This window comes from Ruegeria sp. CH5 (genome assembly GCF_056537025.1).
In genome coordinates this window covers 45781-72763 of sequence record NZ_JBQFQT010000004.1, presented here as the reverse complement: position 1 = coordinate 72763, position 26983 = coordinate 45781, and the positions used below count along the sequence as shown (strand labels likewise).

At 64.1% G+C, this 26983-nt stretch carries 28 protein-coding genes; 27 read left to right on the top strand and 1 reads right to left on the bottom strand.

Annotation, left to right across the window (positions count from 1 at the left end; genetic code table 11):
- Nucleotides 1-30 precede the first annotated feature (30 nt).
- The 24 genes from cobA (at nucleotide 31) to ACR0JC_RS13290 (ending at nucleotide 23865) form a co-directional block, all read left to right on the top strand.
- Nucleotides 31-792, top strand: a complete 762-nt coding sequence (gene cobA / locus ACR0JC_RS13405) for a uroporphyrinogen-III C-methyltransferase (RefSeq protein WP_170341148.1) — start codon at nucleotides 31-33, stop codon at nucleotides 790-792.
- Nucleotides 785-1135 (top strand): c-type cytochrome, encoded by a 351-nt coding sequence (locus tag ACR0JC_RS13400; protein WP_170391604.1) that lies wholly within the window; start codon nucleotides 785-787, stop codon nucleotides 1133-1135. Before cobA ends, ACR0JC_RS13400 begins: the two co-directional genes overlap by 8 nt.
- Entirely contained in the window at nucleotides 1132-2280 is a 1149-nt protein-coding gene (locus ACR0JC_RS13395; RefSeq protein ID WP_170341146.1) for a cytochrome D1 domain-containing protein, read from the top strand. The genes ACR0JC_RS13400 and ACR0JC_RS13395 overlap by 4 nt, the downstream gene beginning before the upstream one ends.
- Before the next feature lie 3 nt (nucleotides 2281-2283).
- Complete coding sequence (ahbB, locus tag ACR0JC_RS13390; protein WP_170341143.1) at nucleotides 2284-3273, top strand: siroheme decarboxylase subunit beta; 990 nt, start codon at nucleotides 2284-2286, stop codon at nucleotides 3271-3273.
- Nucleotides 3270-3722, top strand: a complete 453-nt coding sequence (locus ACR0JC_RS13385; protein ID WP_170341142.1) for an Lrp/AsnC family transcriptional regulator — start codon at nucleotides 3270-3272, stop codon at nucleotides 3720-3722. The genes ahbB (ACR0JC_RS13390) and ACR0JC_RS13385 overlap by 4 nt, the downstream gene beginning before the upstream one ends.
- Nucleotides 3719-4201, top strand: a complete 483-nt coding sequence (gene ahbB / locus ACR0JC_RS13380) for a siroheme decarboxylase subunit beta (protein ID WP_170341140.1) — start codon at nucleotides 3719-3721, stop codon at nucleotides 4199-4201. The genes ACR0JC_RS13385 and ahbB (ACR0JC_RS13380) overlap by 4 nt, the downstream gene beginning before the upstream one ends.
- 5 nt (nucleotides 4202-4206) lie before the next feature.
- A complete protein-coding gene (nirJ, locus tag ACR0JC_RS13375; RefSeq protein WP_170341138.1) occupies nucleotides 4207-5421 on the top strand; it encodes a heme d1 biosynthesis radical SAM protein NirJ in 1215 nt (404 codons plus the stop codon).
- Nucleotides 5396-6949: a nitrite reductase gene (locus ACR0JC_RS13370; RefSeq protein ID WP_170341136.1), complete on the top strand. Its 1554-nt coding sequence runs from the start codon at nucleotides 5396-5398 to the stop codon at nucleotides 6947-6949. Before nirJ ends, ACR0JC_RS13370 begins: the two co-directional genes overlap by 26 nt.
- Complete coding sequence (locus tag ACR0JC_RS13365; RefSeq protein WP_093963201.1) at nucleotides 6906-7169, top strand: hypothetical protein; 264 nt, start codon at nucleotides 6906-6908, stop codon at nucleotides 7167-7169. Before ACR0JC_RS13370 ends, ACR0JC_RS13365 begins: the two co-directional genes overlap by 44 nt.
- 119 nt (nucleotides 7170-7288) lie before the next feature.
- Nucleotides 7289-7753 carry a DUF2946 family protein gene (locus ACR0JC_RS13360; RefSeq protein WP_170341134.1) on the top strand — a complete coding sequence of 155 codons (465 nt, stop codon included), beginning with the start codon at nucleotides 7289-7291 and terminating at the stop codon, nucleotides 7751-7753.
- Between the two features lie 44 nt (nucleotides 7754-7797).
- Nucleotides 7798-9921 (top strand): NosR/NirI family protein, encoded by a 2124-nt coding sequence (locus ACR0JC_RS13355; protein ID WP_174822080.1) that lies wholly within the window; start codon nucleotides 7798-7800, stop codon nucleotides 9919-9921.
- 15 nt (nucleotides 9922-9936) lie between these two features.
- The gene (gene nosZ, locus ACR0JC_RS13350; protein ID WP_170341130.1) at nucleotides 9937-11844 is read left to right on the top strand and encodes a TAT-dependent nitrous-oxide reductase; all 1908 of its coding nucleotides are present in this window, start codon (nucleotides 9937-9939) and stop codon (nucleotides 11842-11844) included.
- A 3-nt stretch (nucleotides 11845-11847) separates the two neighbouring features.
- Nucleotides 11848-13104: a nitrous oxide reductase family maturation protein NosD gene (locus ACR0JC_RS13345; protein WP_170341128.1), complete on the top strand. Its 1257-nt coding sequence runs from the start codon at nucleotides 11848-11850 to the stop codon at nucleotides 13102-13104.
- Entirely contained in the window at nucleotides 13094-13987 is an 894-nt protein-coding gene (locus ACR0JC_RS13340) for an ABC transporter ATP-binding protein (RefSeq protein ID WP_170341126.1), read from the top strand. Before ACR0JC_RS13345 ends, ACR0JC_RS13340 begins: the two co-directional genes overlap by 11 nt.
- On the top strand, nucleotides 13984-14805 hold the full coding sequence (locus ACR0JC_RS13335) for an ABC transporter permease (protein WP_170341124.1): 822 nt from the start codon (nucleotides 13984-13986) through the stop codon (nucleotides 14803-14805). Before ACR0JC_RS13340 ends, ACR0JC_RS13335 begins: the two co-directional genes overlap by 4 nt.
- Nucleotides 14802-15320, top strand: a complete 519-nt coding sequence (locus ACR0JC_RS13330) for a nitrous oxide reductase accessory protein NosL (protein WP_170341122.1) — start codon at nucleotides 14802-14804, stop codon at nucleotides 15318-15320. The genes ACR0JC_RS13335 and ACR0JC_RS13330 overlap by 4 nt, the downstream gene beginning before the upstream one ends.
- Nucleotides 15317-16216 carry an FAD:protein FMN transferase gene (locus tag ACR0JC_RS13325; protein WP_170341120.1) on the top strand — a complete coding sequence of 300 codons (900 nt, stop codon included), beginning with the start codon at nucleotides 15317-15319 and terminating at the stop codon, nucleotides 16214-16216. Before ACR0JC_RS13330 ends, ACR0JC_RS13325 begins: the two co-directional genes overlap by 4 nt.
- Nucleotides 16217-16328: 112 nt before the next feature.
- Nucleotides 16329-17360, top strand: a complete 1032-nt coding sequence (locus ACR0JC_RS13320) for a LacI family DNA-binding transcriptional regulator (RefSeq protein WP_170341118.1) — start codon at nucleotides 16329-16331, stop codon at nucleotides 17358-17360.
- 98 nt (nucleotides 17361-17458) lie between these two features.
- Nucleotides 17459-18760, top strand: coding sequence for an ABC transporter substrate-binding protein (locus ACR0JC_RS13315; RefSeq protein ID WP_170341117.1), 1302 nt, complete (start codon nucleotides 17459-17461; stop codon nucleotides 18758-18760).
- Nucleotides 18761-18867: 107 nt separating this feature from the next.
- Nucleotides 18868-19734 (top strand): carbohydrate ABC transporter permease, encoded by an 867-nt coding sequence (locus tag ACR0JC_RS13310; RefSeq protein ID WP_149775359.1) that lies wholly within the window; start codon nucleotides 18868-18870, stop codon nucleotides 19732-19734.
- A 13-nt stretch (nucleotides 19735-19747) separates the two neighbouring features.
- Nucleotides 19748-20578 carry a carbohydrate ABC transporter permease gene (locus ACR0JC_RS13305; RefSeq protein ID WP_170341115.1) on the top strand — a complete coding sequence of 277 codons (831 nt, stop codon included), beginning with the start codon at nucleotides 19748-19750 and terminating at the stop codon, nucleotides 20576-20578.
- Between the two features lie 10 nt (nucleotides 20579-20588).
- Nucleotides 20589-21593, top strand: a complete 1005-nt coding sequence (locus ACR0JC_RS13300) for an ABC transporter ATP-binding protein (RefSeq protein WP_170589078.1) — start codon at nucleotides 20589-20591, stop codon at nucleotides 21591-21593.
- Nucleotides 21590-22363 carry an L-iditol 2-dehydrogenase gene (locus ACR0JC_RS13295; RefSeq protein WP_480763968.1) on the top strand — a complete coding sequence of 258 codons (774 nt, stop codon included), beginning with the start codon at nucleotides 21590-21592 and terminating at the stop codon, nucleotides 22361-22363. The genes ACR0JC_RS13300 and ACR0JC_RS13295 overlap by 4 nt, the downstream gene beginning before the upstream one ends.
- On the top strand, nucleotides 22363-23865 hold the full coding sequence (locus tag ACR0JC_RS13290) for a mannitol dehydrogenase family protein (RefSeq protein WP_170341109.1): 1503 nt from the start codon (nucleotides 22363-22365) through the stop codon (nucleotides 23863-23865). Before ACR0JC_RS13295 ends, ACR0JC_RS13290 begins: the two co-directional genes overlap by 1 nt.
- A 12-nt stretch (nucleotides 23866-23877) precedes the next feature.
- Here ACR0JC_RS13290 and ACR0JC_RS13285 read toward each other — a convergent pair whose 3' ends face one another.
- Nucleotides 23878-24579: a GntR family transcriptional regulator gene (locus tag ACR0JC_RS13285; RefSeq protein WP_170341106.1), complete on the bottom strand. Its 702-nt coding sequence runs from the start codon at nucleotides 24577-24579 to the stop codon at nucleotides 23878-23880.
- Nucleotides 24580-24681: 102 nt separating this feature from the next.
- On the opposite strand from ACR0JC_RS13285, the gene ACR0JC_RS13280 reads away from it, so the two are divergent.
- From ACR0JC_RS13280 to ACR0JC_RS13270, 3 genes are read left to right on the top strand one after another with little or no spacing between them, the layout of a single operon-like run.
- Nucleotides 24682-25284, top strand: a complete 603-nt coding sequence (locus ACR0JC_RS13280) for an amino acid synthesis family protein (RefSeq protein ID WP_170341773.1) — start codon at nucleotides 24682-24684, stop codon at nucleotides 25282-25284.
- On the top strand, nucleotides 25256-26071 hold the full coding sequence (locus tag ACR0JC_RS13275; protein WP_170341771.1) for an alpha/beta fold hydrolase: 816 nt from the start codon (nucleotides 25256-25258) through the stop codon (nucleotides 26069-26071). Before ACR0JC_RS13280 ends, ACR0JC_RS13275 begins: the two co-directional genes overlap by 29 nt.
- Nucleotides 26068-26982 (top strand): flavin reductase family protein, encoded by a 915-nt coding sequence (locus ACR0JC_RS13270; protein ID WP_170341815.1) that lies wholly within the window; start codon nucleotides 26068-26070, stop codon nucleotides 26980-26982. Before ACR0JC_RS13275 ends, ACR0JC_RS13270 begins: the two co-directional genes overlap by 4 nt.
- Nucleotide 26983: the final 1 nt, after the last annotated feature.

Below are 26983 nucleotides of genomic sequence, written 5' to 3'. Positions count from 1 at the left end.
GATGACATTCAGACCAAGCGAGATTGCACCATGAGCGGTAAGGTTTTTCTGATCGGCGCCGGACCCGGAGACCCCGAATTGATGACCCTGCGCGCCTTGCGCATGCTGCGCGAGGCGGATGTGGTGGTCTACGACCGTCTGGTTTCGGAGGAGATCCTGGCCATGCACGCCCCCGGTGCGCGGCTGATCCCCGTGGGCAAGGCGCCCAAATGCCATACCGTGCCGCAGGACCGGATCAACCAGATCCTGCTGGAACAGGCCCGCGCGGGCTACAGGGTTGCCCGCCTCAAGGGGGGCGATCCGATGATCTTTGGCCGCGGCTCGGAAGAGGCGGCGTTTCTGATGGACCATGGCATTGCGGTTGAATACGCGCCCGGCATCACCGCGGCGCAGGGGGCAAGCTGTTCGACCGGCGTGCCGCTGACCCATCGCGGGCTGGCCACCTCGGTTCAATATGTCACCGGCCATCGTCAGGCCGATAAGGTGCTGGACCTCGACTGGAAGCGCCTGGCGGACCCTGACACCACCTTGGTCATCTACATGGGCGTCGCCAATATTGGCCAGATCGCCATGGGCCTGATGACCGAGAACCTGCCGGGAACGACCCCCGTCCTGGCCGTCGGCAAGGCGACAACCCCGGACGAACGCCGCCTTGTCTCGCGTCTGGACCGTGTCGCCGCCGACGTGCGCGCGGCCGGTCTGGCCGCCCCTACCCTGTTCATCATCGGCAAGGTCGTGTCGCTCTATGCCGAACGGCCGGTTGCCGAGTTGCTGGAGCACGCTCATGGCTAGGACTCTGCCCATTGAACCGGCCCGCCGGGACTGGCCCGGGCGCGCGGTGCTGACCGCCGCCGTGCTGGTGGCCACCTCAGCCTTTGCCGCCGACACGCTGGACCCCAACGCGCTGAAGCGTCTGGTGCATCAGGATTGCGGGTCCTGCCACGGCCTGACCCTGAAAGGCGGGCTGGGCCCCGATCTGCGGGCGGGAAACCTGCAGCACTATGACCCCGAGATCCTGACCGGCGTAATCCTGGACGGCATCCCCGACACGGCCATGCCGCCGTGGCGGCCCCTCATCAGCGAGGAAGAGGCCGAATGGATCGCCCGTTATCTGCTGAAACCGGAGGCCCAATGAAACAGTTTGTCCTTGGCCTCGCGGCCTCGTTGCTGATGACCGCAGCCCATGCCGAACCCACCGCCACCGGAGACCTGGGGCTGGTGATCGAACGGGCCACCGGCTCGGTCCTGCTGGTCGATCAGTCCGACCGCGCCGCGTTGGCCCGGATCGAAGGACTGGGCGATCTGTCCCATGCCTCGCTGGTCTATTCGCCCGACGAACGCTTCGCCTATGTGTTCGGGCGCGACGGCGGGCTGACCAAGGTCGATATCGTGACCCGTCAGATCGCCAAGCGCGTCGTGCAGGCCGGGAACGCCATCGGCGGGGCGATCTCTGACGACGGCACGCTGGTGGCGGTGTCGAACTATGAACCCGGCGGGGTGCGCGTCTTTGACGCCGACACGCTGGATCTGGTGGCCGACATCCCCACCGGCAGCAAGACCATCGGCCTGGTCGATGCGCCCGGCCGCCGTTTCGTGTTCACCATGTGGGATACGGGCGAAACCTGGATCGCCGATTTCGCGCGCGGCACCGACCCACAGATCACCAAGATCACCGACATGGGCAAAAACCCCTATGACGCGCTGATCACCGCCAATGGCCGCACCTACATCACCGGCCTGTTCGGGCAGGACGGGCTGACCGCGCTGGACCTGTGGGACGAAACGCCCGAACCGATCCGGGTGCTGCCCGGCTATGGGCGCGGTCAACAGCAAATGCCCGTCTACAAGATGCCCCATCTGGAAGGCTGGGCGCATACGGGCGCCGAATTCGTATTGCCGGCCGTCGGCCATCACCAGGTGCTCTGGGTCGATGCCGATACACTCACGGAAACCGGGCGCACCCAGACTTATGGCCAGCCCGTCTTTGCCATGGCGCGGCCCGACGGCCGGCAGGTCTGGGTGAATTTCGCCCACCCGCTGAACGACACGATCCAGGTGATCGACACGGTCAGCAAACAGGTCATCCACGAATTCAAACCCGGCCCGGCGGTCCTGCACATGGAGTTCACCCCGCGTGGGCACGAGGTTTGGATCAGCGTGCGCGATGCCAACACGGTCATGGTCTATGACACCCACAGCTTTGAAAAGCTGCGGGAAATCCCGGCCGACAGCCCCTCGGGCATTTTCTTCACCGCGCGTGCGCACAGAACGGGCTTGTAAGCGATGTGCCATATCACCGACCCGATCGACCGCAGGCTGCTGGACGACTGGCAGCGCGATTTTCCCGTTGCCGACCGGCCGTTCCAAGTGCTGGCCGCGGCGCTGGGGCTGGATGAGGCCGAAGTGATCGACCGCCTGGACCGAATGCGCGCCGCCGGACGCATCACCCGCGTCGGCGCAACGGTCGCGCCCGGCGTGGCCTCGGCCAGCACGCTGGCCGCCGTCGCCGCGCCCGAGGACAAGGTGGAACAGATCGCCGCCCTGATCGACGCCGAGCCGGGCGTGAACCACAATTACCAGCGCGAGGATGACTGGAACCTGTGGTTCGTAGCCACTGGCCCCGACCGAGCGCATGTGGACGCCACCCTGGCCCGGATCAGCGACCGCACCGGGCTGCGCGTGCTGGACCTGCGTCTGGTCCGCCCGTTCAACGTCGATCTGGGTTTTCGCATGTCCGATTGTTCGCGCCGGGTGCCACGGCCGCGTGCGGTCGACCGGAGCGTTCTGCGGCAAGGCGACCGCGACATCCTGCAGGCGCTCAGCGCGGGGCTGCAGCTGATGGCCGATCCCTACGCGGCGCTGGCCCGGTCCCTGAACCGCACCCCCGACGACGTAATGGACCGTATCCGGGTGCTGCACAGGGCCGGAGTCATCTCGCGCCTGGGGGTCATCGTGCGGCATCGGGCGCTGGGGTGGTCGGCCAACGCCATGGTCGTATGGGACCTGCCCGCCGACCGGATCGACCACGCGGGCCCCGCACTGGCCGCGCATCCCGGCGTGACCCTGTGCTATGAACGCCAACCGGTCGAGGGCGTATGGCCCTACCGGCTCTATTCCATGATCCACGCCCGGTCGCGCTCCGAGGCGCGGGGTATCCTGGCCGGCGCCTCCGCCCTGCCCGAACTGTCGGGCGCCGCGCACAAGGTTCTGTTCTCGACCCGCTGCTTCAAACAGACCGGCGCATTGATCAAACCGAAAGAGGCCGCCGCATGACCCCGCTGGACGACACCGACCGCCGCCTGCTGAACCGCCTGCAGGAGGACCTGCCGCTGACCCCCCGCCCCTATGCCGACGTGGCGGCCGAGTTGGGGATCACCGAGCAGGACCTGCTGGACCGGCTGGCGCGGATGAAGGCCGACCGGATCATCACCCGGTTCGGCCCGTTCTTCGACGCCGCCGCCATGGGCGGGGATTTCTGCCTGTGCGCCATGGCGGTGCCCGAGGCCGAGTTTGAAACCGTCCTGACCAAAGTCAATGCGCATCCCGAGGTGGCGCATAATTATGAGCGTACGCACCGGCTGAACATGTGGTTTGTTCTGGCGACCGAAACGCCCGAGGCGATCACCGCCACGGCCGACGCGATCGAACGCGAGACGGGGATCACGGTTCACCGGTTCCCGAAACTGCAGGAATTTTTCATCGGCTTCCGGGTGGCAGCATGATCGACGCAACCGACAGACGGATCATCGAGGCTCTCCAAGGCGGGCTGCCCCTGGTGCCCGCGCCCTATGCGCAGGTCGCCGACGATCTGGGGATCGAGGAAGCCGCCCTGCTGGATCGGCTGGCCACGTTGAAGGCGCGCGGGGTGATCCGGCGGATCGCCGCGGCCCCCAACCACTACAAGCTGGGCATGACCTCGAACGGCATGACCGTCTGGGACTTGCAGGACGACCTGATCGGCGAACTCGGCGCCCATATCGGAGCGCTGCCCTTCGTCACCCATTGCTACGAACGGCCCCGTGCCCTGCCCCACTGGCCCTACAACCTGTTCGCCATGGTTCATGGCAGCTCGCCCGATGAGGTCGAACAGAAACGCGGCCGGATCGCCGCGATCCTTGGATCGGCCTGCCGCGGCAGCGACATCCTTTATTCCACGCGCATCCTGAAGAAAACCGGGCTGCGCCTGAAAGCGAAAGGCTGAGACCGATGTTCCGCCTGACCGAATACATGCAGCAGCTTGTCAACCCGACGCCGGTGCGCAAACGCCGCCCCGGACCGGTGAAGCCGGTGGTGATCTGGAACCTGACCCGGCGCTGCAACCTGAAATGCCGCCATTGCTACACCGTGTCTGCGGATGTGGCCTTCCCGGGCGAGCTCAGCCACGAGCAAGCCATGGTCACCCTTGAGGATCTGGGCCAGTTTCGCGTCCCGGCCCTGATCCTCTCGGGCGGGGAGCCATTGGACCGGTTCGATTTTTTCGACATCGCCCGGCGCGCGCGCCAGCTGGTGCCGATGCTGGCCCTGTCGACCAACGGCACGCGGATCCACGACGAAACGGCCGACATGATCGCCGACGTGGGCTTCAACTATGTCGGCATCTCGCTCGACGGGATCGGGGCCACGAATGACTGGTTTCGCGGGGTCGAGGGCGCCTTTGATGACGCCCTGCGCGGCGTGCGCGAATGCAAGAAACGCGGCATCAAGGTGGGCCTGCGGTTCTGCCTGACCGAAGGCACCCAGCACCACCTGCCCGACCTGCTGAAACTGTGCGACGACGAGGGGGTGGACAAGTTCTATCTCTCGCATCTGGTCTATGCCGGGCGTGGCGACAAGAACCGGGGCGAGGACGCGGAACATCAGCGCACCCGGCAGGGGCTCGACCTGTTGCTGAACCGCGCGTGGGAGGCCGCTTCGGGCGGACGCCCGCTGGACATCGTGACCGGCAACAACGACGCGGATGCCGGGTATTTCCTGAACTGGGCCGCCGCCCGGTTCGACGCCGACGCCGTCGCGCATGTGCGCGAACACCTGGCCCATTGGGGCGGCAATTCCAGCGGTCTGGGCGTGGCCAATATCGACAATCTGGGCCGCGTCCATCCCGACACATACTGGTCGGACTACACGGTGGGCAACGTCAAACTCACTCCGTTTTCCGAGTTGTGGACCGGGGATGACCCGATGCTGGCCCTGCTGCGCACGCGGCCGCGCCCGTTGAAGGGGCGGTGCGGCGCCTGCCGGTTGCAGGATGTCTGCGGCGGCAATACCCGCATCCGGGCCCTGCAACTGACCGGCGACCCGTGGGCCGAAGACCCGGCCTGCTACCTGACCAATGATGAAATCGGCGTGGACGGTGCCGGCGAGCGCCTGCAGGTCACGCCTTTCCGGGGGAAAAGCCATGATCCGGCGCATCAGTTCTTTTAAGGCACTCAAATTCGGTACTTTGTGCTCGGTGTTGCTGGCTGGAACGGCCTGGGCGGATGCTCAATCAGATTACGCCGAGCATTGCGCCAGCTGCCATGGCGAGGCCCGGCTGGGCGGCGTCGGTCCGGCGTTGATCCCCGAAACGCTCAAACGCATGCGCGGCCCCCGCGTGGCCGCCGTCATCGCCGAGGGGCGCCCGGCCACCCAGATGCCCGCCTTCGCGCACGAGCTGGACGCCTTGCAGATCGAGGAACTTGCGGGCTGGCTGAAATCTCCGCTGGAGATCGACCCCCAATGGGATGCCGAACAGATCATGGCCAGCCGCACGCTGGATGCCGATTGCGCACCGGTCGATGCGCCGGTTTGGGACAGCGACCCGATGAACATCACGCTGGTGGTGGAAACCGGCGATCACCATGTCAGCGTTCTGGATGGCGACACCTTCGAGGTTCTGGACCGGTTCGAGACCCCCTTTGCCGTGCATGGCGGCCCCAAGTTCAGCCCCGACGGGCGCTATGTGTTCATCATGTCGCGCGATGGCTGGGTGCAGAAATACGACATCTGGGCCCTGAAACAGGTGGGCCGCATCCGCGCCGGCCTGAACAGCCGCAACATCGCCATGTCGGGCGACGGCAAGTGGCTGGCCGTGGCGAACTATCTGCCCAACAGCCTGACCCTGCTGTCGACCGAGGATCTGTCGGTGGCCAAGGTGGTCGAGGTCAAGGGCAAGCAGGGCAAGCCCAGCCGGGTCTCGGCTGTGTACCAGGCCCCGCCGCGCGAAAGCTTCGTGCTGGCGCTCAAGGACGTGCCCGAGATCTGGGAAGTGTTCTATGGCGACAACCCGCCGCAATTCGGGCTGGGCCATGATTTCCGGATCGAGGGGCAGTTCAAGAACCCCGACCCCTTCCCCGTCCGCAAGATCACCACGCCCGACTATCTGGACGATTTCTTTTTCGACCAGAGCTATGAATACGTCATGGGCGCGTCGCGCGATGGCAAGGGCGGTCAGGTGATCGACCTCGTGATCGGGCAGAAAGTGGCGGATCTGGACCTGCCCGGCATGCCGCATCTGGGCTCGGGCATCACCTGGCAGCGCGATGGCACCACGGTGATGGCCACGCCGCACCTGACCGAAGGCACCATCTCGGTCATCGACATGAGCACTTGGGAAACGATCAAGCGGATCGAGACCGAAGGCCCGGGCTTTTTTATGCGCAGCCACGAGAACTCGCCCTATGTCTGGGCCGACGTGTTCTTTGGCCCCAACAAGGATGCGATGCATGTGATCGACAAGCAGAGCCTCGAGATCTTCAAAACCCTGCGGCCCGCGCCGGGCAAGACCGTGGCGCATGTGGAATTCACCCGCGACGGCGCCCATGCGCTGGTGTCGATCTGGGAGGATGACGGCGCGGTGATCGTCTATGACGCGCAGACGCTCGAAGAGATCAAACGCCTGCCGATGCGCAAACCTTCGGGGAAATACAATGTCTGGAACAAGATCACCTTCTCGGAAGGCACCAGCCACTGACGGGCGCTGGCCGGTCTGGAAACTGGCCATTCTGTTGTATCCGGCGACGGCGCTGACCGTCGCCATCAACCTGTTTCTGGCCGGGTTGATCGCCCATGCGCTGGGGTTCGGCGCAGTTACACCGGTGGCCGCGCTGATCTGGTGTGTGCCCCTTGGGGTTCCGGCCAGCTGGCTGGCGGGGCGCTGGGTGCGGCGGCTGATGGATGAGGCCGACGGCTGATCCCGAGCGAACTGCCCAGGGCCGAAGTGCCATTTTTTTGACCACCTGATCGAAGTCAAGTCGTGCCGCCTGCCAATCCCTTACGACTCGGGCAACATCAAATTCGAGTCGGAGTCTCCATGCCCGCCGCCCGCCAAAACCACAGCCTCCCGGTCCGCGCGACACGCGTGGCAGCTGGGCTGGCGGGCATCTTTCTTTTGATGTTGCAGGTGCTTGGGCCAGCGCTGGCGAGTCCCGGTGAAAGTGTCTGGGTGGAGATCTGCTCGGAAGGCGGCGCGGTCTGGGTTGAGGTTGACCTTGAGGAGGGCACCGAAGACCCGACCGCGTATTGCCCGAAATGCGCCGATTGCGCGCTGTGCGCTGTCACCAGCGCGGCACCCGTGCCCGCGCTGACGCAAGTGCCGCAAATCGGAATCTTCCATGTTGTACAGGTTCAAAACAGCAAATCTTCCGTGTTGTACAACTCGGATAAGCTGTGGCCCGAGACCCGAGGACCCCCGTGCACGACCCAAAACATAACTGAACGCGCCCTGCGCGCGTCCATGGCGTCCACCCAAGTTATCGGAGGTGCGCCGTGGTCGTAAGTCGCGCAATCCATATCCTTCTGGCCCTTGCCCTGTCCTGCCTGATGGCGATCAGCGCCCATGCCGACAGCCTTGCCAGCTTCCTGCCCGAGATTGAACCCGCCGATCTGGCCCCCGGTGCCGATGCCTTCGGGCCGGTCCGCGATGACGTTCCGGTCGCACCCGTCCTGAAGGGCGGCGAGACCTTGGCCTGGGCCTTCCTGACTTCTGACTTCGTGGGCACCACCGGATATTCCGGCAAACCGATCCATGTGGTTGCCGCCATCGATGACGACGCGGTGCTGACCGGTGTGCAGCTGGTCAAACACTCGGAACCCATCGTTCTGATCGGCATCCCCAATTCACGCATGGTCGAGTTGACCGAAGGCTATGCTGGTCTGGACCTGAAGGTAGAGGCCGAAACCGGCGGCGAGGGGCATGACCTCGACATCATCTCGGGTGCGACGGTGACGATCATGGTGATCGATGACAGCCTTGTGCGCGGCGGGATCAAGGTCGCGCGGGCGCTGGGGCTGGGCGGATTGTCTCCGCTACAGGCAGACGGGCCGAAACGCGAAGTTGATATGGCGCAGGATGCCGTTTACGACTGGACAACGCTTTCGGGTGACGGCTCGATCCGGCGGCTGACGCTGGATGTCGGTCAGGTCAACGCTGCCTTTGAAGCCACAGGAGATCAGCGCGCCATCAAACGCCCTGAACCGGGCGAGCCTGATGATACGTTCATCGACATGCACGTGGCGCTGGTCTCGGTTCCATCGATCGGCAAATCACTGTTGGGCGAGGCGGAATATCAGAACCTTGTCGAATGGCTGGATGAGGGCGAACAGGCTATTCTGGTGCTAGGGCGCGGGGCCTACAGCTTCAAGGGATCAGGCTACGTACGCGGCGGAATCTTCGACCGGATTCAGCTTATCCAGGGCGACAATTCGGTACGGTTCTTCGACAAACAGCAAGAGCGTCTTGGCCGGGTTGCAGCCCCGGATGCGCCCAGTTTCACCGAGCTGGATATCTTCAAGATCCCCGCCGAAGCCGAGTTCAACCCGGCCGAGCCGTTCCGCCTGCAATTGCTGGTGCAACGGGCCGTGGGTGCGGTTGAAAAAACCTTTCTGACCTTCGATCTGGGCTACAAGCTGCCCGAGCAGTATCTGTTGCCAGTCGCAGCCCCCACTGTTGTGGATGACGCCACTGGCGAAGCCGCTGCGAAAGCTGCCTTGTGGAAACGCATCTGGAAAGATCGCACGGTCGAGATTGCGGGTCTAGGCGTCATGTTGCTGGTGCTGACCGCTACTTTCTTCTTCCAATTCCACGCCACGATGAACGCCCGGGTCTTTTACTGGTTCCGCATCGGATACTTGACCCTGACACTGTTCTTCATCGGCTGGTACGCAAATGCGCAGCTGAGCGTGGTGAACCTGATGGCACTGGCCGGCAGCCTGCGCACTGGTTTCAGCTGGGATGCCTTCCTGCTGGATCCGCTGGTCTTCATCCAGTGGTTCGCGGTGGCTGCCGCCCTGCTGTTCTGGGGACGCGGGGCCTATTGCGGCTGGCTGTGCCCGTTTGGTGCGCTGCAGGAACTGACCAACAAGATCGCACGCGCGCTGAAAGTGCCACAATGGACGCTGCCATGGGGACTGAACGAACGCCTGTGGCCTGCGAAATACATGATCTTCCTCGGTCTCTTCGGGCTCAGCTTTGTCTCGATCCCGCTGGCTGAGACCTATGCCGAGATCGAGCCCTTCAAGACCGCGATCATTCTGAAGTTCATGCGCGACTGGCCCTTTGTCGTCTTTGCGCTGACCCTGCTGGGGATCGGACTGTTCATCGAACGGTTCTATTGCCGCTACCTCTGCCCGCTCGGCGGAGCGCTGGCGATCCCCGCCCGAATTCGCATGTTCGACTGGCTGCGCCGCTACAAGGAATGCGGCAGCCCCTGTCAGACCTGCGCCAACGAATGCCCCGTTCAGGCAATCCACCCAACTGGTGAGATCAACCCGAACGAGTGCGTCACCTGCCTGCATTGTCAGGTGCTCTACCAGTCCGAGGATAAATGTCCCGTCGTTATCCGCCAGCTGAAGCGGCGGGCCAAGACAGGGTCGGTCAATCTCAAGACCCCCCTCGGGCAACCACCGGCGAACCATCCGAACGCCAAACCGCAATCCGTTTCCTAAAAAGGAGGAACGATCATGTCGGAACAAGACAACAAACTGAACATCACCCGCCGCGGGATGCTGGGGGCAACCGCCACCGGTGCCGTGCTGGCCGGGACCGGTCTGGGTTCGACCCTGATGACCGCGAAACAGGCCAGCGCTGCGGCCAACGCCAATCTGGAGCCCGGTGAGCTGGACGAATACTACGGCTTCTGGTCCTCGGGTCAGACCGGCGAATTGCGCATCCTGGGCTTCCCGTCCATGCGCGAGCTGATGCGGGTGCCGGTCTTCAACCGTTGCTCTGCAACTGGCTGGGGTCAGACCAACGAGTCGCTGAAGATCCTGACCGAGGGCCTGCTGCCGGAAACCAAGGAGTTCCTGGCCAAGCGCGGCATGAAAACCTATGACAACGGCGACCTGCACCACCCGCACATGTCGTTCACCGATGGCACCTATGACGGCCGCTATCTGTTCATGAACGACAAGGCCAACACCCGCGTGGCCCGCGTGCGCTGCGACGTGATGAAATGCGACAAGATCATCGAGATCCCCAACGCCAAGGCGATCCACGGTCTGCGCCCGCAGAAATTCCCGCGCACCGGCTATGTCTTTGCCAATGGCGAGGACGAAACCCCGCTGATCAACGACGGCAGCGTGCTGGACGATCCGTCGCAATACGTCAACATCTTCACCGCCATCGACGGTGACACGATGGAGATCGCCTGGCAGGTGATGGTGTCGGGTAACCTCGACAACACCGATTGCGACTATCAGGGCAAATACGCCTTCTCGACCTCGTACAACTCGGAAATGGGCATGAACCTGGCCGAGATGACCGAGAGCGAGATGGACCACGTGGTCGTCTTCAACCTCAAGGAAATCGAGGCCGGCATCGCCGCGGGCGACTATCAGGAGATCAAGGGCGTCAAGGTTCTGGACGGGCGCAAGGGGTCGAACAAAAAATACACCCGCTACATCCCGATCCCGAACTCGCCGCACGGCATCAACACCGCTCCGGACGGCAAGCACGTCTGCATCAACGGCAAGCTGTCGCCGACCGTGTCGATCATGGACGTGACCAAGCTGGACGCGCTGTTCGAAAGCGACGCCGATCCTCGGTCGTGCATCGTGGGCGAGCCGCAGCTGGGCCTTGGCCCGCTTCACACCGCCTATGACGGTCAGGGCAATGCCTTCACCACGCTGTTCCTGGACAGCCAGATCGTCAAATGGAACATCGACAAGGCCATCCGCGCCTACAACGGCGAGGACGTGGACCCGATCATCTCGAAGGTCGACGTGCACTATCAGCCGGGCCACAACTCGACCTCGATGGGTGAGACCAAAGAGGCCGACGGCAAGTGGCTGATCTCGATGAACAAGTTCTCGAAAGACCGGTTCCTGAACACCGGTCCGCTCAAGCCCGAGAACGAACAGGTGATCGACATCTCGACCGACGAGATGAAGGTTGTTCATGACGGCCCGACCTTCGCCGAGCCGCATGACTCGATCATCGTGCGGCGCGACATCGTGAACCCGGTCAACGTCTGGGACCGCAACGACCCGACCTGGGAAGATGCGCGCAAACAGGCCGAGGCCGATGGCGTCGATCTGGAGGAAGGTGCCGAAGAGCCCATCCGCGACGGCAACAAGGTGCGGGTCTACATGGTCTCGCAGGCCCCGACCTTCAGCCTCGAGAAGTTCACCGTCAAACAGGGCGACGAGGTCACGATCTACGTTACCAACCTGGATGACGTGGACGATGTGACCCACGGCTTCTGCCTGGGTAACTACGGCATCGCCTTCGAGGTCGCGCCGCAGGCCACCGCCTCGATCACCTTCACCGCCGACCGTCCGGGCGTGCACTGGTTCTACTGCCAGTGGTTCTGCCACGCGCTGCACATGGAAATGCGCGGCCGGATGCTGGTCGAACCGCAGGGAGCCTGACCCATGCGCTGGCCCCTGCTCATCCCGCTTCTGCTCGGCTCGCCGCTTTGGGCGGCGGACTGGGACGTGCCCAACCGGGCGGGGGCCATCACTGAGACACTGGCGCAGGCGGCGGATGGAGACACCCTCCGCCTGAGCCCCGGCGTCTATGCCGAACGCTTGGTTCTGGACCGGCCCATCACCATCGACGGGCAGGGCCAGGCCACAATCGACGGACAAGGCACCGGCAGCGTCATCACCGTGACCGGACCCGACATCAACCTGCGCGGCCTGACCGTGATCGGGTCGGGGTCGGACCATGGTGAGATCGACAGCGGCATCCAGCTGACCAAGACGGCCCGCGCCGCAGTGGTGGAAAACAACGTGCTACTGGGCAATCTCTATGGCATCGACATCCACGGTGCCGATGACAGCATCGTGCGCGGCAACCGCATCGAGGGCCGGCAGGACCGCCGGATGAACGACCGCGGCAACGGTGTTTATGTCTGGAACGCGCCGGGCGCGGTGGTCGAAGGCAATAACATCCGCTTTGGCCGCGACGGAATCTTCGTGAACTCGTCGAAGAAGAACACCTTCACCGGCAACAATTTCCGCGACCTGCGCTTTGCCGTGCACTACATGTATGCCGACGACTCCGTCGTCAGCGACAATGTCTCGATCGGCAACGATCTGGGCTATGCGGTGATGTTCACCTCGAATGTGCAGGTGATCAACAACGTCTCGGTCGGCGACCGCGAACACGGGGTCATGCTGAACTATGCCAATGACAGCGTGATCTCGGGCAACGTGGTGAAAGGCGCCAAGGAGAAGTGCACCTTTCTGTACAATTCCAACAAGAACGAATTCACCAACAACTGGTTCGAAGGCTGCGGTATCGGGATCCATTTCACCGCAGGCAGCGAACGCAACCGGATCGTCGGCAACGCCTTTATCGGCAACCGGACACAGGTGAAATACGTCTCGACCAAATGGGTCGAGTGGTCGGAAGACGGCCGCGGCAACTACTGGTCCGATTTTGCCGCCTATGACGTGAACGGCGACGGCATCGCCGACGCCCCCTATCGCCCCAACGATAGCATGGACCATGTGCTGTGGACCCAACCCGCAGCCAAGCTGCTGCTCGGCTCGCCCGCCGTGCAGCTGGTGCGCTGGTCGCAATCGGCCTTCCCGGCGCTGCTGCCGGGCGGCGTGATCGACAGCCACCCATTGATGCAAGCCCCTCAACCCCCAGCCATGAAAAAGGTGCCTCATGACGGATAAGGCCCTGACCATCGAAACGGTCTGCAAGGATCGCGGCAAGACCCGCGTTCTGAGCGATATCTCCCTGACGCTCGAGCCCGGACAGCGCGTGGCGCTGCTGGGCCACAACGGCGCCGGAAAATCCACCCTGATCAAGTCGATCCTGGGCCTGACGCCCATCCAAGCCGGCACGATCCGCATCGGCGCCGCCGCCCCCGGCAGCGCGCAGGCGCGTCGCGATACGGCCTATCTGCCCGAGGCGGTCTCGTTCCACCCGGCCCTGACCGGGCGCGAGCAGCTGACCCTGTTCGCCAAGCTGTCAGGCTCCCGCGCCGACGTGCCCGCCCTGCTGGACCGTGTCGGGCTGGGCGACGCGATGGACCGCCGGATCGGCGCCTATTCCAAGGGGATGCGGCAGCGGTTGGGCCTTGCGCAGGTGTTGCTGGGCCAGCCGAAACTGGCGCTGCTGGACGAACCTACCTCAGGGTTGGACCCGATCTCGCGCCAGGACCTGTACGCCATCATCGACGAGCTGGCCGCGCAGGGCACCGCGGTGCTGATCGCCAGCCATGCCCTGACCGAGGTCGAGGCCCGCACCGACCGCATCGCCATCATGCGCAAGGGTCGGATGGTGGCCGATGACACGCTGGCCAACCTGTCGGCGCTGGCCGGTTTGCCGATCCGGCTGAAGCTGCGCGCCCGCGCCAATGCCGACGCGCTGGCCGCCGAACTGGGCGGCAATCGGGTCAACGGCGCCTCGGTCGAATTGCTGTGCTCGCCCGCCGACAAGATGCAGGCCCTGCGCCGCATCGCCGCCATGGGAGATGCCGTGGCCGACGTAGAAATGACCCCGCCCAAGCTGGAAGACCTCTATCGCCACTATGCTCAGGAGGCGCTGCAATGACCCGTTTCCTTGCCATCACCCGCACCGAGATGCTGATCCTGCGCCGCAACCGCTGGCTGCTGGTGGCGACGCTGATCATGGTTCTCTTCGCGCTGGCCCTGACCTTTGCCGGCAGCGCGCCCACCGGCACGCTGGGGGTCGACATGCTGACGGTGTCGGTCGCCTCGATGACCACGCTGTCGGTATATCTGGCGCCGCTCTTGGCGCTGATGATTTCCTTTGACGCCATCGCCGGCGATGTGGACCGGGGCAGCCTGTCGCTGCTGCTGTCCTATCCGGCGGGGCGCGGAGAAATTCTGCTGGGCAAATTCACCGCCCATCTGGCGGCGCTGGCCTTTGCCATGACGGTCGGTTTCGGCACCGCCGGGGCGGTCGCCGCGTGGTTCGGCGGCGCGGGCGCGGACAGCCTGTTCGCGCTTGGCCGGCTGATCGTCACCTCGATCCTGCTGGGCGCCGTGTTTCTGGCGCTGGGATACCTGCTGTCCGCCCTGGCGAGGGGCGCAACGGCGGCGGCAGGTCTGTCGGCCGGGCTCTGGCTGGTCTTCGTCGTCCTCTATGATCTTGGGCTGTTGGGAGCCGTCGTCATGGACAAAGGCGGCGTCTTCACCCAATCCGTCTTTCCCTGGGTGATGGTGGCCAACCCGGCCGACGCTTTCCGTCTTTGGAACATCGCCGCAACCGAGGGCGTGGCCATTGCGTCCGGCATGACCGGCGCGGCGCAGGCCCTGCCCGCCTGGGCGGCGCCCGCCTCGCTGCTGATCTGGCCGGTTCTGGGCTTTGCCCTGGCCCGGTTGGCCTTCCGGAGGGTCGAACCATGACACGCCTTGCCCTGATCGCGCTGATCGCGCTGGCGGCCTGCAAGGAAGAACAGGCCGCCGCCCCGCCGGATCCGGTCGATCTGACCGAAACCGCGCTCAGCTATTTCTGCCAGATGAACGTGGCCGAACACGGCGGGCCCAAGGGGCAGATCCATCTGGAGGGCTATCCCGCGCCGCTGTTCTTTGCCCAGGTGCGCGACATGGTGGCCTATCTCAAAAGCCCCGAGCGGGATGCCGAGATCACCGCGATCTATGTCAGCGACATGGGCGCGGCCCCCAGCTGGCACGAGCCGGGCATATCGAACTGGATCGCCGCCGATCAGGCCACCTTCGTGGTGGGCGCCGGCGTGGCCGGCGGCATGGGCGCGCCCGAGATCGTGCCATTTGCAACGCCGGACGCCGCGGCGCGGTTCATCGAAACCTATGGCGGCACCGCCCTGCCCTTGACCGACATTCCCGACGACGCGGCGCTTGGCCCCGTCGATCTGACCCAATCCCTGGAGACACCCGCATGACCCGCCTGCCCCGACGCCGTTTCCTGACCATCTCGGCCGCCTGCGCCGCCTTGCCGACCGTCGCGCGCGCCGCCCCGGTTGCCCGCTGGCGCGGCACCGCGCTGGGGGCACCCGCCAGCCTGCACCTGGTCGGGCTGAGTGACGCGCAGGCCGCGCCGATCATCTCCGCGCTCGAGGCCGAACTGGACCGGCTGGAGAACATCTTCAGCCTGTACCGCCCGGATTCGCAGCTGAGCCGCCTGAACCGCGACGGCACCCTGCCCGCCCCGGCCCCGGAGCTGCTGCAGGTGCTGGCCCAAAGCGCCGCCCTGCACGACGCAACCGGCGGTGCGTTCGACCCGACCGTTCAACCGCTGTGGATGGCGCTGGCCACCGGCGCGCCGGATGCTGAAATGGCGCAGGCCCGGGCGCTGGTCGGCTACAAGGGAGTTTCGGTCTCGGCCGAGGCGATCCGCCTGCCCCATCCGGGCCGCTCGGCGCTGACGCTGAACGGGATCGCGCAGGGCGCCGTGACCGACCGCATCGCGGCGCTGTTGCGGGCGCAGGGGCTGACCGACGTGCTGGTCGACATGGGCGAGATCGCCGCCATCGGCACCCGCGCCGACGGGTCGGGCTGGCGCGTCGGCCTGGCCGGCCCCGAGGACGTGACCCGGCGCATCGAACTGCGCGACAGGGCGGTGGCAACCTCGGCCCCTGATGCGACACAGCTGGCCGGGCGTCATGGCCACATTCTGGGCCCGCAGGGTCAGCCGGTCCGGCACCGGGCGGTTTCGGTCTCGGCCCCTGACGCGGCGCTGGCCGACGGGTTGTCGACCGCGCTGTGTCTGCTGCCCGCCGACCGGATCGCGCCGGTGCTGCAACGGTTTCCCGGCGCCCGGCTCGAGATGCTGATCTGACCCGAATGGCCGTCGCGGAACTCTGCCGTTGAAATTTGTCGCGCGATAAGAAAAGGTAAAACACCGACAAATTCAGAGCGGCGCGGGCCTGGCCCCGCGCCAGAGGCAAGGCATGGCACCCAGAAAAATCCGGAACATGGAGGAGTTTGCGGCGGTCAGCGGGATCTCGCGCCCGACGGTGTCGAAATATTTCAACGATCCCGACAGCGTGCGCCGGTCGACCCGCGAACGGATCGAGCAGGCGCTGGAGCGGTTCGACTATCGCCCCAACATCTTTGCCATGAACCAGAACCGCAAGCTGACCAAGAATGTCGGCATCGTGGTACCCTATCTGGCCGACCCGTTCTTTGCCGAGATCGCCCGCAACATCGAGGAAAAATGCATCGAGGCCGGGTTCCGTCCGACGCTCTACAGCGCCTATGGCGACCCCGCGCAAGAGGCCGAGATCCTCGACAGCCTGCGCGCGTTGAAACCGGCGGGCGTGCTGCTGGCACCGCTGGGGCGCGATTCCGACCGGTCGTTCATCGAGAAATTCTGCAAGGACATCCCCACCATCCTGTTCGACAGCAACCTGGAAGGCATGGGCGCGGCCTTTGTCGGGTCGGACAACGCGAGCTTCATCGAACAGACCGTCGATTACCTGTGCCGCAGCGGCGAACCGCCCGCGTTCTTCGAGATGCGGCACCCCGCCAACCCCAACGCCAACAAACGCCGCATCGCCTACATCAAAAAAATGGAGAGCCTGGGCTTTGAGCCGCAGGTGATCAAGGTCGACGGTCGCGGCTGGGGCTTCGAGGAAATCGGTCGCCAGGGCGCGTTCAAGCTGTTGGATCAGCCCAATCTGCCCTCGCGCACCATTCTTTGCAGCAATGACCGGCTGGCCATCGGGTTCCTATCGGCCTGCTATGAAAAGGGCCTGCGGGTCGGGTTGGGCGAGGATTGCGACCTGCGCGTCGCCTCGCATGACGACCATCCGTTTTCCAAGTTCACCTGCCCGTCGCTGACCACCGCGGCGCATGACTACACCGCAGTATCGAATCGCTCCGTCGAGACGCTGACGCGACTGGTCGAATCCGGTGGGCGGCTGAGCGCCCGCACCGAAACCCTGTTTCCCGCGCGTCTGATACTGCGGAGTTCGGCCTGATTTTCGACACCTTTTTTACGCGCGTAAAATTTTAGTTGACGCGCGACAAATAATTCGTGATGCTTTCCTCCAGGTAATTCGACACCAGGGAGGAAAGAATGTACCTGAAATCCGTTCTATGGGCGGCAAGCGCAGCGGCTTTGACCGCCGGCGCCGCATCTGCAGAGACGATCACGATCGCCACCGTAAACAACGGCGACATGATCCGGATGCAGAAATACACCGACAAGTTCACCGAAGCGACCGGCCACGAGGTGGAATGGGTCACGCTGGAAGAGAACGTATTGCGCCAGCGTGTGACCACCGACATCTCGACCAAGGGCGGCCAGTTCGACATCATGACCATCGGCATGTACGAAACGCCGATCTGGGGCGCGAACGGCTGGCTTGTGCCGCTGGACGGAATGTCCGCGGAATATGACGTGGACGACATCCTGCCCGCGATGCGCGGCGGCCTCAGCCACGACGGCACGCTGTATGCGGCACCATTCTATGGCGAAAGCTCGATGATCATGTACCGCACCGACCTTATGGAGAAGGCCGGTCTGGAGATGCCCGAGGCGCCGACCTGGCAGTTCATCCGCGAAGCGGCGGCTGCGATGACGGACCGCGACAACGACATCAACGGCATCTGCCTGCGCGGCAAGGCCGGTTGGGGTGAGGGCGGCGCCTTCATCACCGTGACTGCGAACTCGTTCGGCGCGCGCTGGTTCGACGAAGACTGGAAACCCCAGTTCGATCAGCCCGAGTGGAAAGAGGCGCTGACCTTCTTCGTAGACATGATGAACGAATCCGGCCCCGCCGGGTATGCCACCAACGGCTTCAACGAAAACCTGTCGCTGTTCCAGCAGGGCAAATGCGGCATGTGGATCGACGCCACCGTTGCCGCGTCTTTCGTGACCAACCCCGACGACTCGACTGTCGCCGATCAGGTTGGATTTGCTCTGGCGCCGAACTCGGAAGGCGTTGACAAGCGCGCCAACTGGCTGTGGGCCTGGGCGCTGGCCATTCCGGCCGGCACCCAGAAAGAGGACGCCGCCAAGCAGTTTATCGAATGGGCCACTTCGAAGGAATACATCGAACTGGTCGCCGAGAACGAGGGCTGGGCCAACGTTCCGCCGGGTGCGCGCACCTCGCTGTACGAGAACCCCGACTACAAGGACATCCCCTTCGCGCAGATGACGCTGAAGTCGATCCTTGCGGCCGATCCGGAAAACTGCTGCGTCAAGCCGACGCCGTATACCGGGATCCAGTTCGTCGCCATCCCCGAATTCGCGGGCATCGCCACCCAGGTGAGCCAGGAATTCTCGGCGGTCTATGCCGGACAGCAGTCGGTTGACGAAGCTCTGGCCAAGGCACAGGCCTTCACGGCCGAAGAAATGGAAGCCGCAGGGTACTGAGGCCTCCTCCCGGCGGGTGGGCAGGTTTCTGTCCCCCGCTCTCCCCCTTCCACAACCCGTGTTAGTCTCGCAGGCAACAAGTCGCCTGAACAGAGAGGTCTTGCGTCATGGCAACTCAACACTCCCGATCCGTCGCACGCCTGATGATGGCCCCCGCCGTGGTCCTGCTGCTGGGCTGGATGCTGGTTCCGCTGACGATGACTCTGTATTTTTCCTTCAAGAAATACCTGCCGCTGCGCGGCGGTGACCTGGGTTGGGTCGGGTTCGACAACTACGTCCGGTTCGTGACCTCGAGTTCCTTCTGGCCCGCCGTTCAGGCGACGCTGGTGATCGTGGGCGGTGTGCTGGCCATCACCGTGGTGCTGGGCATCCTGCTGGCGCTGCTGCTGGATCAGCCGATGTGGGGCCAGGGAGTGGTGCGCATTCTGGTGATCGCCCCGTTCTTCGTAATGCCCACCGTTTCGGCGCTGGTCTGGAAGAACATGTTCATGGATCCGGTCAACGGCCTGTTTGCCCATCTGTGGCGGTTCTTCGGGGCCGAGCCAATCTCGTGGCTGTCCGAGGCGTCGATGCCGTCGATCGTGATGATCGTGTCCTGGCAATGGCTGCCCTTTGCCACCCTGATCCTGCTGACCGCGATCCAGTCGCTGGACAGCGAACAGCTGGAGGCCGCCGAAATGGATGGCGCGCCACCGCTGAAACGCTTCTTTTTCATCATTCTGCCGCATCTGAGCCGCGCGATCACGATCGTCATCCTGATCCAGACGATCTTCCTGCTGTCGATCTTCGCCGAGATCTTCGTGACCACCGGCGGCGCCTTCGGCACCCGCACCCTGACCTATCTGATCTACCAGCGCGTGCTGGAAAGCCAGAATGTCGGGCTGGGCTCGGCCGGCGGAGTCTATGCCATCATCCTTGCCAACATCGTCGCCATCTTCCTGATGCGCATCGTCGGCAAAAACCTGGACGCGTGAGGAGGACGAAAACATGGCCCGCACCGTCACCACACCACGCAAGCTGATCAACACCGCCTTTGCCTGGGCTGTCGGCCTGCTGATCTTCTTCCCGATCCTCTGGACGATCCTGACCAGCTTCAAGACCGAGGCCCAGGCCATCGCCAGCCCGCCGATCTTTCTGAACTTCGACTGGACGCTGGAGAACTATGCCGTGGTCCAGGAGCGGTCGAACTACATGCGGTATCTGTGGAACTCGATCATCATCGCGGGCGGGTCCACCCTTCTGGGCGTGATCGTCGCGGTGCCCGCCGCCTGGGCCATGGCCTTCGTGCCCTCGGCGCGCACCAAGGATATCCTGTTGTGGATGCTGTCCACCAAGATGCTGCCGGCGGTGGGGGTGTTGTACCCGATCTACCTGTTGTTCATCCAACTGGGCCTGTTGGACAGCCGCGCCGGGCTGGTGGTGGTTCTGATGCTGATCAACCTGCCGATCATCGTCTGGATGCTGTACACCTATTTCCGTGAAATCCCCGGCGACATCCTGGAAGCCGCGCGCATGGACGGCGCCACGCTGAAAGAGGAAATCCTATACATCCTGACGCCGATGGCGGTGCCGGGCATCGCCTCGACCGTGCTGCTGAATTTCATCCTGGCCTGGAACGAGGCGTTCTGGACCCTGAACCTGACCGCCGTCGACGCGGCCCCGCTGACCGCGTTCATCGCCAGCTATTCCAGCCCCGAGGGCCTGTTCTTCGCCAAGCTCAGCGCGGCATCGACAATGGCCATCGCCCCGATCCTGATCCTTGGGTGGTTCAGTCAGAAACAACTGGTCCGCGGCCTGACCTTCGGCGCCGTGAAGTAAGGAAAGACACATGGGACGCATCGTACTTGAGAAAGTCAGCAAGAGCTTTGGCGACGTGGAAGTCATTCCGCCGCTGGATCTGGAAATCAACGACGGCGAATTCGTGGTGTTCGTGGGCCCATCGGGCTGCGGAAAATCCACCCTGCTGCGCCTGATCGCGGGGCTAGAGGACGTCAGCGGCGGCCGCATCCTGATCGACGATCAGGACGCCACCGCGGTGCCGCCGGCCAAGCGGGGCCTGGCCATGGTGTTCCAGTCCTACGCACTTTATCCGCACATGACCGTGCGCAAGAACATCGCCTTTCCGCTGCGCATGGCCGGGCTGGACAAGGCCGAGCAGGACCGCCGCGTCGAACAGGCGGCCGAGGTTCTGAACCTGACCGACTATCTGGACCGCCGCCCCGGCCAGCTTTCGGGTGGCCAGCGCCAGCGGGTCGCCATCGGTCGCGCCATCGTGCGCGAACCGGCGGCCTTCCTGTTCGACGAGCCGCTGTCGAACCTGGACGCGGCGCTGCGCGTAGGCATGCGGCTGGAGATATCCGAGCTGCACAACCGGCTGGAAACCACGATGATCTACGTCACCCATGACCAGGTCGAGGCCATGACCATGGCCGACAAGATCGTGGTCCTTCAGGCAGGCGTGATCGAACAGGTGGGCTCGCCGCTCGAACTGTACCGCGCGCCGCGCAACAAGTTCGTGGCCGGCTTCATCGGCTCGCCCAAGATGAATTTCATCGAAGGCCCCGAGGCCGAAAAGCACGGCGCCCACACGATCGGCGTCCGCCCCGAGCACATTGCCGCCTCGCCCAACGAGGGCCTGTGGAAGGGCACGGTCGGGGTGTCCGAACATCTGGGCTCGGACACGTTCTTTCACGTCCATGTGGACGGCTTCGCCGAGCCGATGACCGTGCGCGCCGGCGGCGAGGTCGGCCTGCGCCACGGAGACACGATCCATCTGACGCCGGAGGAGGACAAGATCCACCGGTTCGACGCGGCAGGGCTGCGGATCGCATGAACCGGCTGGTTGGAAAACGGGCCCTGATCACCGGGGCGGCGCGGGGCATCGGGCTGGCCTTTGCCCAGGCCTATGCCGCCGAGGGCGCGCAGGTGGCGCTGGCCGACATCGACGTGCAGCAGGCGCGCAAGGCCGCGCGCGCGATCGGGCCGCAGGCGATTGCGGTCGAAATGGATGTTTCGCAGCAGGACAGCATCGAGGCGGGCGTGGCCGACGCCGCGGCGCGGATGGGCGGGATCGATATCCTGATCAACAACGCCGCGATCTTCACCGCCGCCCCGATCGTGGAAATCACCCGCGCGGATTACCAGCGCGTGTTCGACATCAACGTCGCCGGCTCCCTGTTCACGATGCAGGCAGTCGCGCGCCACATGATCCAGCAGGGCACCGGCGGCAAGATCATCAACATGGCCAGCCAGGCCGGCCGCCGGGGCGAGCCGCTCGTGGCGGTCTATTGCGCCAGCAAGGCGGCGGTGATCAGCCTGACCCAATCGGCGGGGCTGAACCTGATCAAACACGGGATCAACGTGAATGCCATCGCCCCCGGCGTGGTGGATGGCGAGCACTGGGACGGCGTCGATGCCTTCTTTGCCAAATACGAGGGCAAGGCGCCGGGTCAGAAAAAGAAGGAAGTGGGCGAAGCGGTGCCCTTCGGCCGGATGGGCCGGGCCGAGGACCTGACCGGAATGGCGGTCTTTCTGGCCTCGTCCGAGGCCGACTACATCGTGGCCCAGACATACAACGTGGATGGTGGAAATTGGATGAGCTGATGGTGGAGCGCCCCGCGGATACCCGACCGGTCCGGTTGTGTCAGGCCAATTTGGACGCGTTGCCCAAGGGCGTGCTGCGGCCCGAATACGATCGCGCGGCACTGACGCCGGGGATCGTGCATATCGGGGTGGGCAATTTTCATCGCGCGCATCAGGCTTGGTACCTGCACCGGCTGATGCAACAGGGCGCGGCGCAGGATTGGGCCATCATCGGCGCCGGCGTGCGCGCCTATGACGCCGAGATGCGGCGCAAGCTGCTGGCGCAGGACTGTCTGACCACGCTGGTCGAACTGACCGAGGGCCAGCGTCGTGCCGAGGTGACGGGCGCGATGATCGATTACCTGCCCCCGCAAGAGGACAACGGCCCGCTGATCGCGCAACTGGCCGATCCGGCGATCCGCATCGTCTCGCTGACCGTGACCGAGGGCGGCTATTTCGTGCACCCTGTGACCAAAGGGCTGGACACCGACCACCCCGACATCCGCCACGATGCCGCCAACCCCGACCGTCCGCGCACCGCCTTCGGTGCCATCGTCGCGGGCCTGCGACGGCGGCGCGATGCAGGCGTTGGTCCGCTGACCGGGCTGAGCTGCGACAACCTGATCGGCAACGGGCAGGTTCTGCGTCAGGCGGTGGTGGGGCTGGCGCGACTATCGGACGTGGATCTGGCCGACTGGATCAACACGCAATGCACCTTTCCCAATTCGATGGTCGATTGCATAGTGCCCGCCACCGGCCCGACCGAGCTGGAGCTGGTGCGCGCGCTGGGGATCGACGACGCCGCCCCCGTCACCCATGAAAGCTTCCGCCAATGGGTGATCGAGGATGCCTTTTGCGCCGGTCGCCCGGATTGGGACAAGGTCGGCGCCACATTTACCGTCCGCGTTCATGACTATGAGGTCATGAAGCTGCGCATTCTGAACGCGGGCCACCAGGTTCTGGCCAATGTCGGCGAGATCCTGAGCCTGAATACGATCGCAGACTGCATGGCCGATCCACTGGTTTCAGCATTCTTCCGAAAGGTTTTGGTCGAAGAAATCGCGCCTTTCGTGCGTCCGGTGCCCAATCAGTCGGTTGCGGACTACGTAACCTTGATCGAGGAGCGGTTCCGCAATCCAGCCATCGTCGACACCACGCGTCGCGTTGCTTTTGACGGATCATCCCGGCATGTGGGATTTGTGCTTCCCACAGTCTATGATGCGTTGGCTGCCGGCGCGCCGATCAATGGGCTGGCCCTGGTCGAGGCGCTGTGGGCCCGCATGTGTGCCGGTGCTCGCGAGGATGGAAGTATTATCGAACCCAACGATCCCAACTGGTCCGATCTGGTCACCTCGGCCAACGCGGCCCGTGACAACCCGACCACCTGGCTTGAGCAGACCCAGTACTATCAGGACCTGTCACAATCCGGCGCGTTTCGCGACGCGTTTGACCGGTGGCTCAGGGTGATCTGGGATCAGGGAGCGCGCCAGGCCCTGACGACGTATCTGGGCGACCAAACCTGACCGGTGCAGGATCTAGCAGTGTGCGGCTTTGCCCAAGCCCTCTTCTGCATCGAACAGGGTCTCGGCAACCGACGCCGCATCGTCCAGATGCCGTTCGACGGCTCGGCGCGCGGCGGAGGGGTCGCCGGACTGAATCGCAGAACAGATGGCCTCCATATGTTCGATCCCGGGGCGGTCGCGTTCTGTTGCCGCCAAGGTCATCATCCGCAACCGGCTGATCCGACCATTCAGGCGCTGGACTACATCCCAAGCCACATGATGCCCTGCCCCCTCAAAAATCTCTGAGTAGAAATCGGAAGTGGCGCGGAAGATCGAGCCCGGTGTCTTGTCCACGAAACCTTGCTTGAGCCGCACCAGCGCCCCATGCAGGCTGCTGGCCCTGTCTGATGTGATTTTGCGCGCGCAGTTCTCGGCGGCCGCGGTTTCCAGCATGCGGCGGATATCGTAGATCTGCCGTGCCTCGTCCCGTGTGATCGAAGCCACGATCGGCCCGCGCCCGGGCAGAATTTCGACCAGCCCCTCGGCCTCGAGATAGCGGATCGTTTCCCGGATGACTGTCCTGCTGACACCTAGCTGATCACATAGCGGACGTTCTACCAGCCGTTCGCCGGGCTGGAAAACACCTTCGATGATGGCCTCACGCATGCGCTCCTGCACCATGTCGCGCAGGGTTGCCGGGGGATGATCGATCTTGGTCAGTCTTGGCGTTGTCATGGACGGGAATCTACCGGTCGCGCGTTGCATCAGCAAGGTATGATTGACATCCTGTCTTATGGTATACCATCATGCCGAAAACGGAATCACAGGACCTTTGCGATGCCCGCCACCATTCGTAAAACACTGCTGCATGTCGAAAACACGCTGATCGAAGGTGGCAAAGCCGCCGAGCGCCCTTTGACCTTGATCGCGGCGGTTGCCGTCGTCACCAACCCCTGGGCCGGCCGCGGCTTTGTCGAAGACCTGCGTCCAGAGATACACGATTGTGCTCCGGGGCTGGGCCACATGCTGACCGAGATGATTCTCGAGGCGGCCGGCGGCGGTGACCGGGTTGAAGCCTATGGCAAAGCCGCCGTTGTCGGAGTGAATGGCGAGGTCGAGCACGGGTCGGCCCTGATCCATACCCTGAGGTTCGGAAATGCCTATCGCGAGGCGGTTGGTGCAAAATCCTACCTTGCCTTCACCAATACGCGCGGACCGGCGAATGCGGCCATGCAAATTCCCCTGATGGACAAGAATGATGGTGGGCGGCGCAGCCACTATCTGACCATCCACCTGCAGGTCGCCGACGCTCCGGCCCCGGATGAGATCATGATCGCTTTGGGCGCTTCGATCGGAGGGCGCCCGCATCACCGCATCGGGGATCGTTATCAGGATCTGAAGGATTTGGGACATGACGTCGACAATCCGGCAGCTGTCTGAACCATTCGGACGCCTTGGCTTGCGCTTTGCCGGCCCCCCCGATGGCGAACCTCTGGTCCTGTTGCACGGGGTCGGTATGCAGTCGGAGGCCTGGGCGCCGCAGATCGATGCCTTGTCCGACTTGCACGCGGTCTACGCACTGGATCTGCCAGGGCATGGCCAGTCCGGCCTGATCGCTGTGGGGGCGCAGTTACCAGCATTTGTGGAGTGGCTGCGGGCGGCGCTGGACGCTTTGAACCTGGATCGCGTGAACCTTGTCGGTCATTCGATGGGCGCACTGATTGCCGGCGGGTTTGCGGTCGACCATCCCGATCGGGTCCGGCGCGTCGCCCTGCTGAACGGAGTGTTCCGGCGGGACGACCAGGCCCGGGACTCTGTACTGGCGCGCGCCGGCTTGATCAGCGCCGGAACCTTTGATCTGGAAACTCCACTGCAACGCTGGTTCGCAAACGGTCCGGCCGACCGCGCCGCTCGGGACAGGGTCGCCGCATGGTTGGCCGCGGTCGACATAAACGGCTATGCGACGGCCTACGATGCCTTTGCCCGGGGCGACATGGTCTACGCTGATCGCTACCCTCAGATCTCTTGCCCCTTGCTGGCGTTGACGGGTGCTGAGGATCCGAATTCCACACCCGACATGACCCGCGCCATTGCCGCGGCCGCCAAGGGGCAGGCGGTTGTCGTCGAGGGTCATCGGCACATGGTGAACCTTACTGATCCAAAGACTGTCAACGCGGCCCTTGTTCAATGGCTGAAGACCCCAACGCACGAAAGGTCGCCCGCATGACGGATTTCGACCCTCGCGCCCTGCGCAGCGCGTTCGGAACCTTTCTCACCGGTGTCACGGTGGTCACGACACATGACGAGTCCGGCCGACCGATCGGCTTTACCGCCAATTCCTTTTCCTCGGTTTCGCTGGACCCTCCGCTGGTATCGGTCTGTCTTGCCAATACATCCAGCAATTTCAACACATTCTCTGAAGCCGCCGGTTTCGCCGTCAACATCCTGTCGGAGGATCAGATCAGCGTTTCGAACACCTTCGCACGCCCTTCGCAGGACCGGTTTGCCGGTGTCGATTGGAAGCCAGGACCCAACAGCGCACCAATCCTTGACGGGGTTTCAGCCTGGTTTGACTGCTCGGTTTTCAAGACGGTCGAAGCCGGCGACCACCTGATCCTGATCGGTCGGGTCGAGGCCTTCGACCACTCGATCGCACCTGGCCTGGGCTATGCCCGCGGCGCATACGTGACGCCTGCCGCCGAAGCCCGGGCGCTGAACCGCCGCGCGGGCGTGGTGGTTTCCGCGCTGATCGAGCGGCACGGGCAGATCCTTCTGCTGGACGATGGCAACGGCGGGCTGACCATTCCGGCGACCGAGGACATGGCCAATGGCGCAGATACTGCATTGGCCCAGTTGATCGCGGAATGTGGGATCAAGGCAGAACCGGGCTTCATCTATTCGGTCTACCAGGACAAGTCGCGACGACAGCATATCTCGTTCCTTTGCAAAGCCGAGGACGGCACCCCAGCCAACGGGTCTTTTACGCAGATCGTCGAGTCGACGCTGATGGATGTCGCGGACCCGGCGATCTGTAAGATGCTGGAACGTTTCGCCCGGGAAAGCCGCATGGGCAATTTCGGCATATACTACGGAGATGAAACCAGCGGACGGGTCAAACCGTTGGTTCGGGGGAGTTGAA

Bases quoted from the DNA above. Each gene is read 5' to 3' on its own strand.
- nirJ (WP_170341138.1), top strand. From the start codon at position 4,207: ATGTTCCGCCTGACCGAATACATGCAGCAGCTTGTCAACCCGACGCCG.
- ACR0JC_RS13370 (WP_170341136.1), top strand. From the start codon at position 5,396: ATGATCCGGCGCATCAGTTCTTTTAAGGCACTCAAATTCGGTACTTTG.
- ACR0JC_RS13330 (WP_170341122.1), top strand. From the start codon at position 14,802: ATGACACGCCTTGCCCTGATCGCGCTGATCGCGCTGGCGGCCTGCAAG.
- ACR0JC_RS13275 (WP_170341771.1), top strand. From the start codon at position 25,256: ATGACGTCGACAATCCGGCAGCTGTCTGAACCATTCGGACGCCTTGGC.
- ACR0JC_RS13345 (WP_170341128.1), top strand. From the start codon at position 11,848: ATGCGCTGGCCCCTGCTCATCCCGCTTCTGCTCGGCTCGCCGCTTTGG.
- ACR0JC_RS13285 (WP_170341106.1), bottom strand. From the start codon at position 24,579: ATGACAACGCCAAGACTGACCAAGATCGATCATCCCCCGGCAACCCTG.
- ACR0JC_RS13280 (WP_170341773.1), top strand. From the start codon at position 24,682: ATGCCCGCCACCATTCGTAAAACACTGCTGCATGTCGAAAACACGCTG.
- ACR0JC_RS13395 (WP_170341146.1), top strand. From the start codon at position 1,132: ATGAAACAGTTTGTCCTTGGCCTCGCGGCCTCGTTGCTGATGACCGCA.
- ACR0JC_RS13360 (WP_170341134.1), top strand. From the start codon at position 7,289: ATGCCCGCCGCCCGCCAAAACCACAGCCTCCCGGTCCGCGCGACACGC.
- cobA (WP_170341148.1), top strand. From the start codon at position 31: ATGAGCGGTAAGGTTTTTCTGATCGGCGCCGGACCCGGAGACCCCGAA.
- ACR0JC_RS13365 (WP_093963201.1), top strand. From the start codon at position 6,906: ATGTCTGGAACAAGATCACCTTCTCGGAAGGCACCAGCCACTGACGGG.
- ahbB (WP_170341143.1), top strand. From the start codon at position 2,284: ATGTGCCATATCACCGACCCGATCGACCGCAGGCTGCTGGACGACTGG.
- ACR0JC_RS13300 (WP_170589078.1), top strand. From the start codon at position 20,589: ATGGGACGCATCGTACTTGAGAAAGTCAGCAAGAGCTTTGGCGACGTG.
- ACR0JC_RS13340 (WP_170341126.1), top strand. From the start codon at position 13,094: ATGACGGATAAGGCCCTGACCATCGAAACGGTCTGCAAGGATCGCGGC.
- ACR0JC_RS13385 (WP_170341142.1), top strand. From the start codon at position 3,270: ATGACCCCGCTGGACGACACCGACCGCCGCCTGCTGAACCGCCTGCAG.
- ACR0JC_RS13320 (WP_170341118.1), top strand. From the start codon at position 16,329: ATGGCACCCAGAAAAATCCGGAACATGGAGGAGTTTGCGGCGGTCAGC.
- nosZ (WP_170341130.1), top strand. From the start codon at position 9,937: ATGTCGGAACAAGACAACAAACTGAACATCACCCGCCGCGGGATGCTG.
- ahbB (WP_170341140.1), top strand. From the start codon at position 3,719: ATGATCGACGCAACCGACAGACGGATCATCGAGGCTCTCCAAGGCGGG.
- ACR0JC_RS13355 (WP_174822080.1), top strand. From the start codon at position 7,798: ATGGCGATCAGCGCCCATGCCGACAGCCTTGCCAGCTTCCTGCCCGAG.
- ACR0JC_RS13305 (WP_170341115.1), top strand. From the start codon at position 19,748: ATGGCCCGCACCGTCACCACACCACGCAAGCTGATCAACACCGCCTTT.
- ACR0JC_RS13290 (WP_170341109.1), top strand. From the start codon at position 22,363: ATGGTGGAGCGCCCCGCGGATACCCGACCGGTCCGGTTGTGTCAGGCC.
- ACR0JC_RS13270 (WP_170341815.1), top strand. From the start codon at position 26,068: ATGACGGATTTCGACCCTCGCGCCCTGCGCAGCGCGTTCGGAACCTTT.
- ACR0JC_RS13400 (WP_170391604.1), top strand. From the start codon at position 785: ATGGCTAGGACTCTGCCCATTGAACCGGCCCGCCGGGACTGGCCCGGG.
- ACR0JC_RS13335 (WP_170341124.1), top strand. From the start codon at position 13,984: ATGACCCGTTTCCTTGCCATCACCCGCACCGAGATGCTGATCCTGCGC.
- ACR0JC_RS13315 (WP_170341117.1), top strand. From the start codon at position 17,459: ATGTACCTGAAATCCGTTCTATGGGCGGCAAGCGCAGCGGCTTTGACC.
- ACR0JC_RS13325 (WP_170341120.1), top strand. From the start codon at position 15,317: ATGACCCGCCTGCCCCGACGCCGTTTCCTGACCATCTCGGCCGCCTGC.
- ACR0JC_RS13295 (WP_480763968.1), top strand. From the start codon at position 21,590: ATGAACCGGCTGGTTGGAAAACGGGCCCTGATCACCGGGGCGGCGCGG.
- ACR0JC_RS13310 (WP_149775359.1), top strand. From the start codon at position 18,868: ATGGCAACTCAACACTCCCGATCCGTCGCACGCCTGATGATGGCCCCC.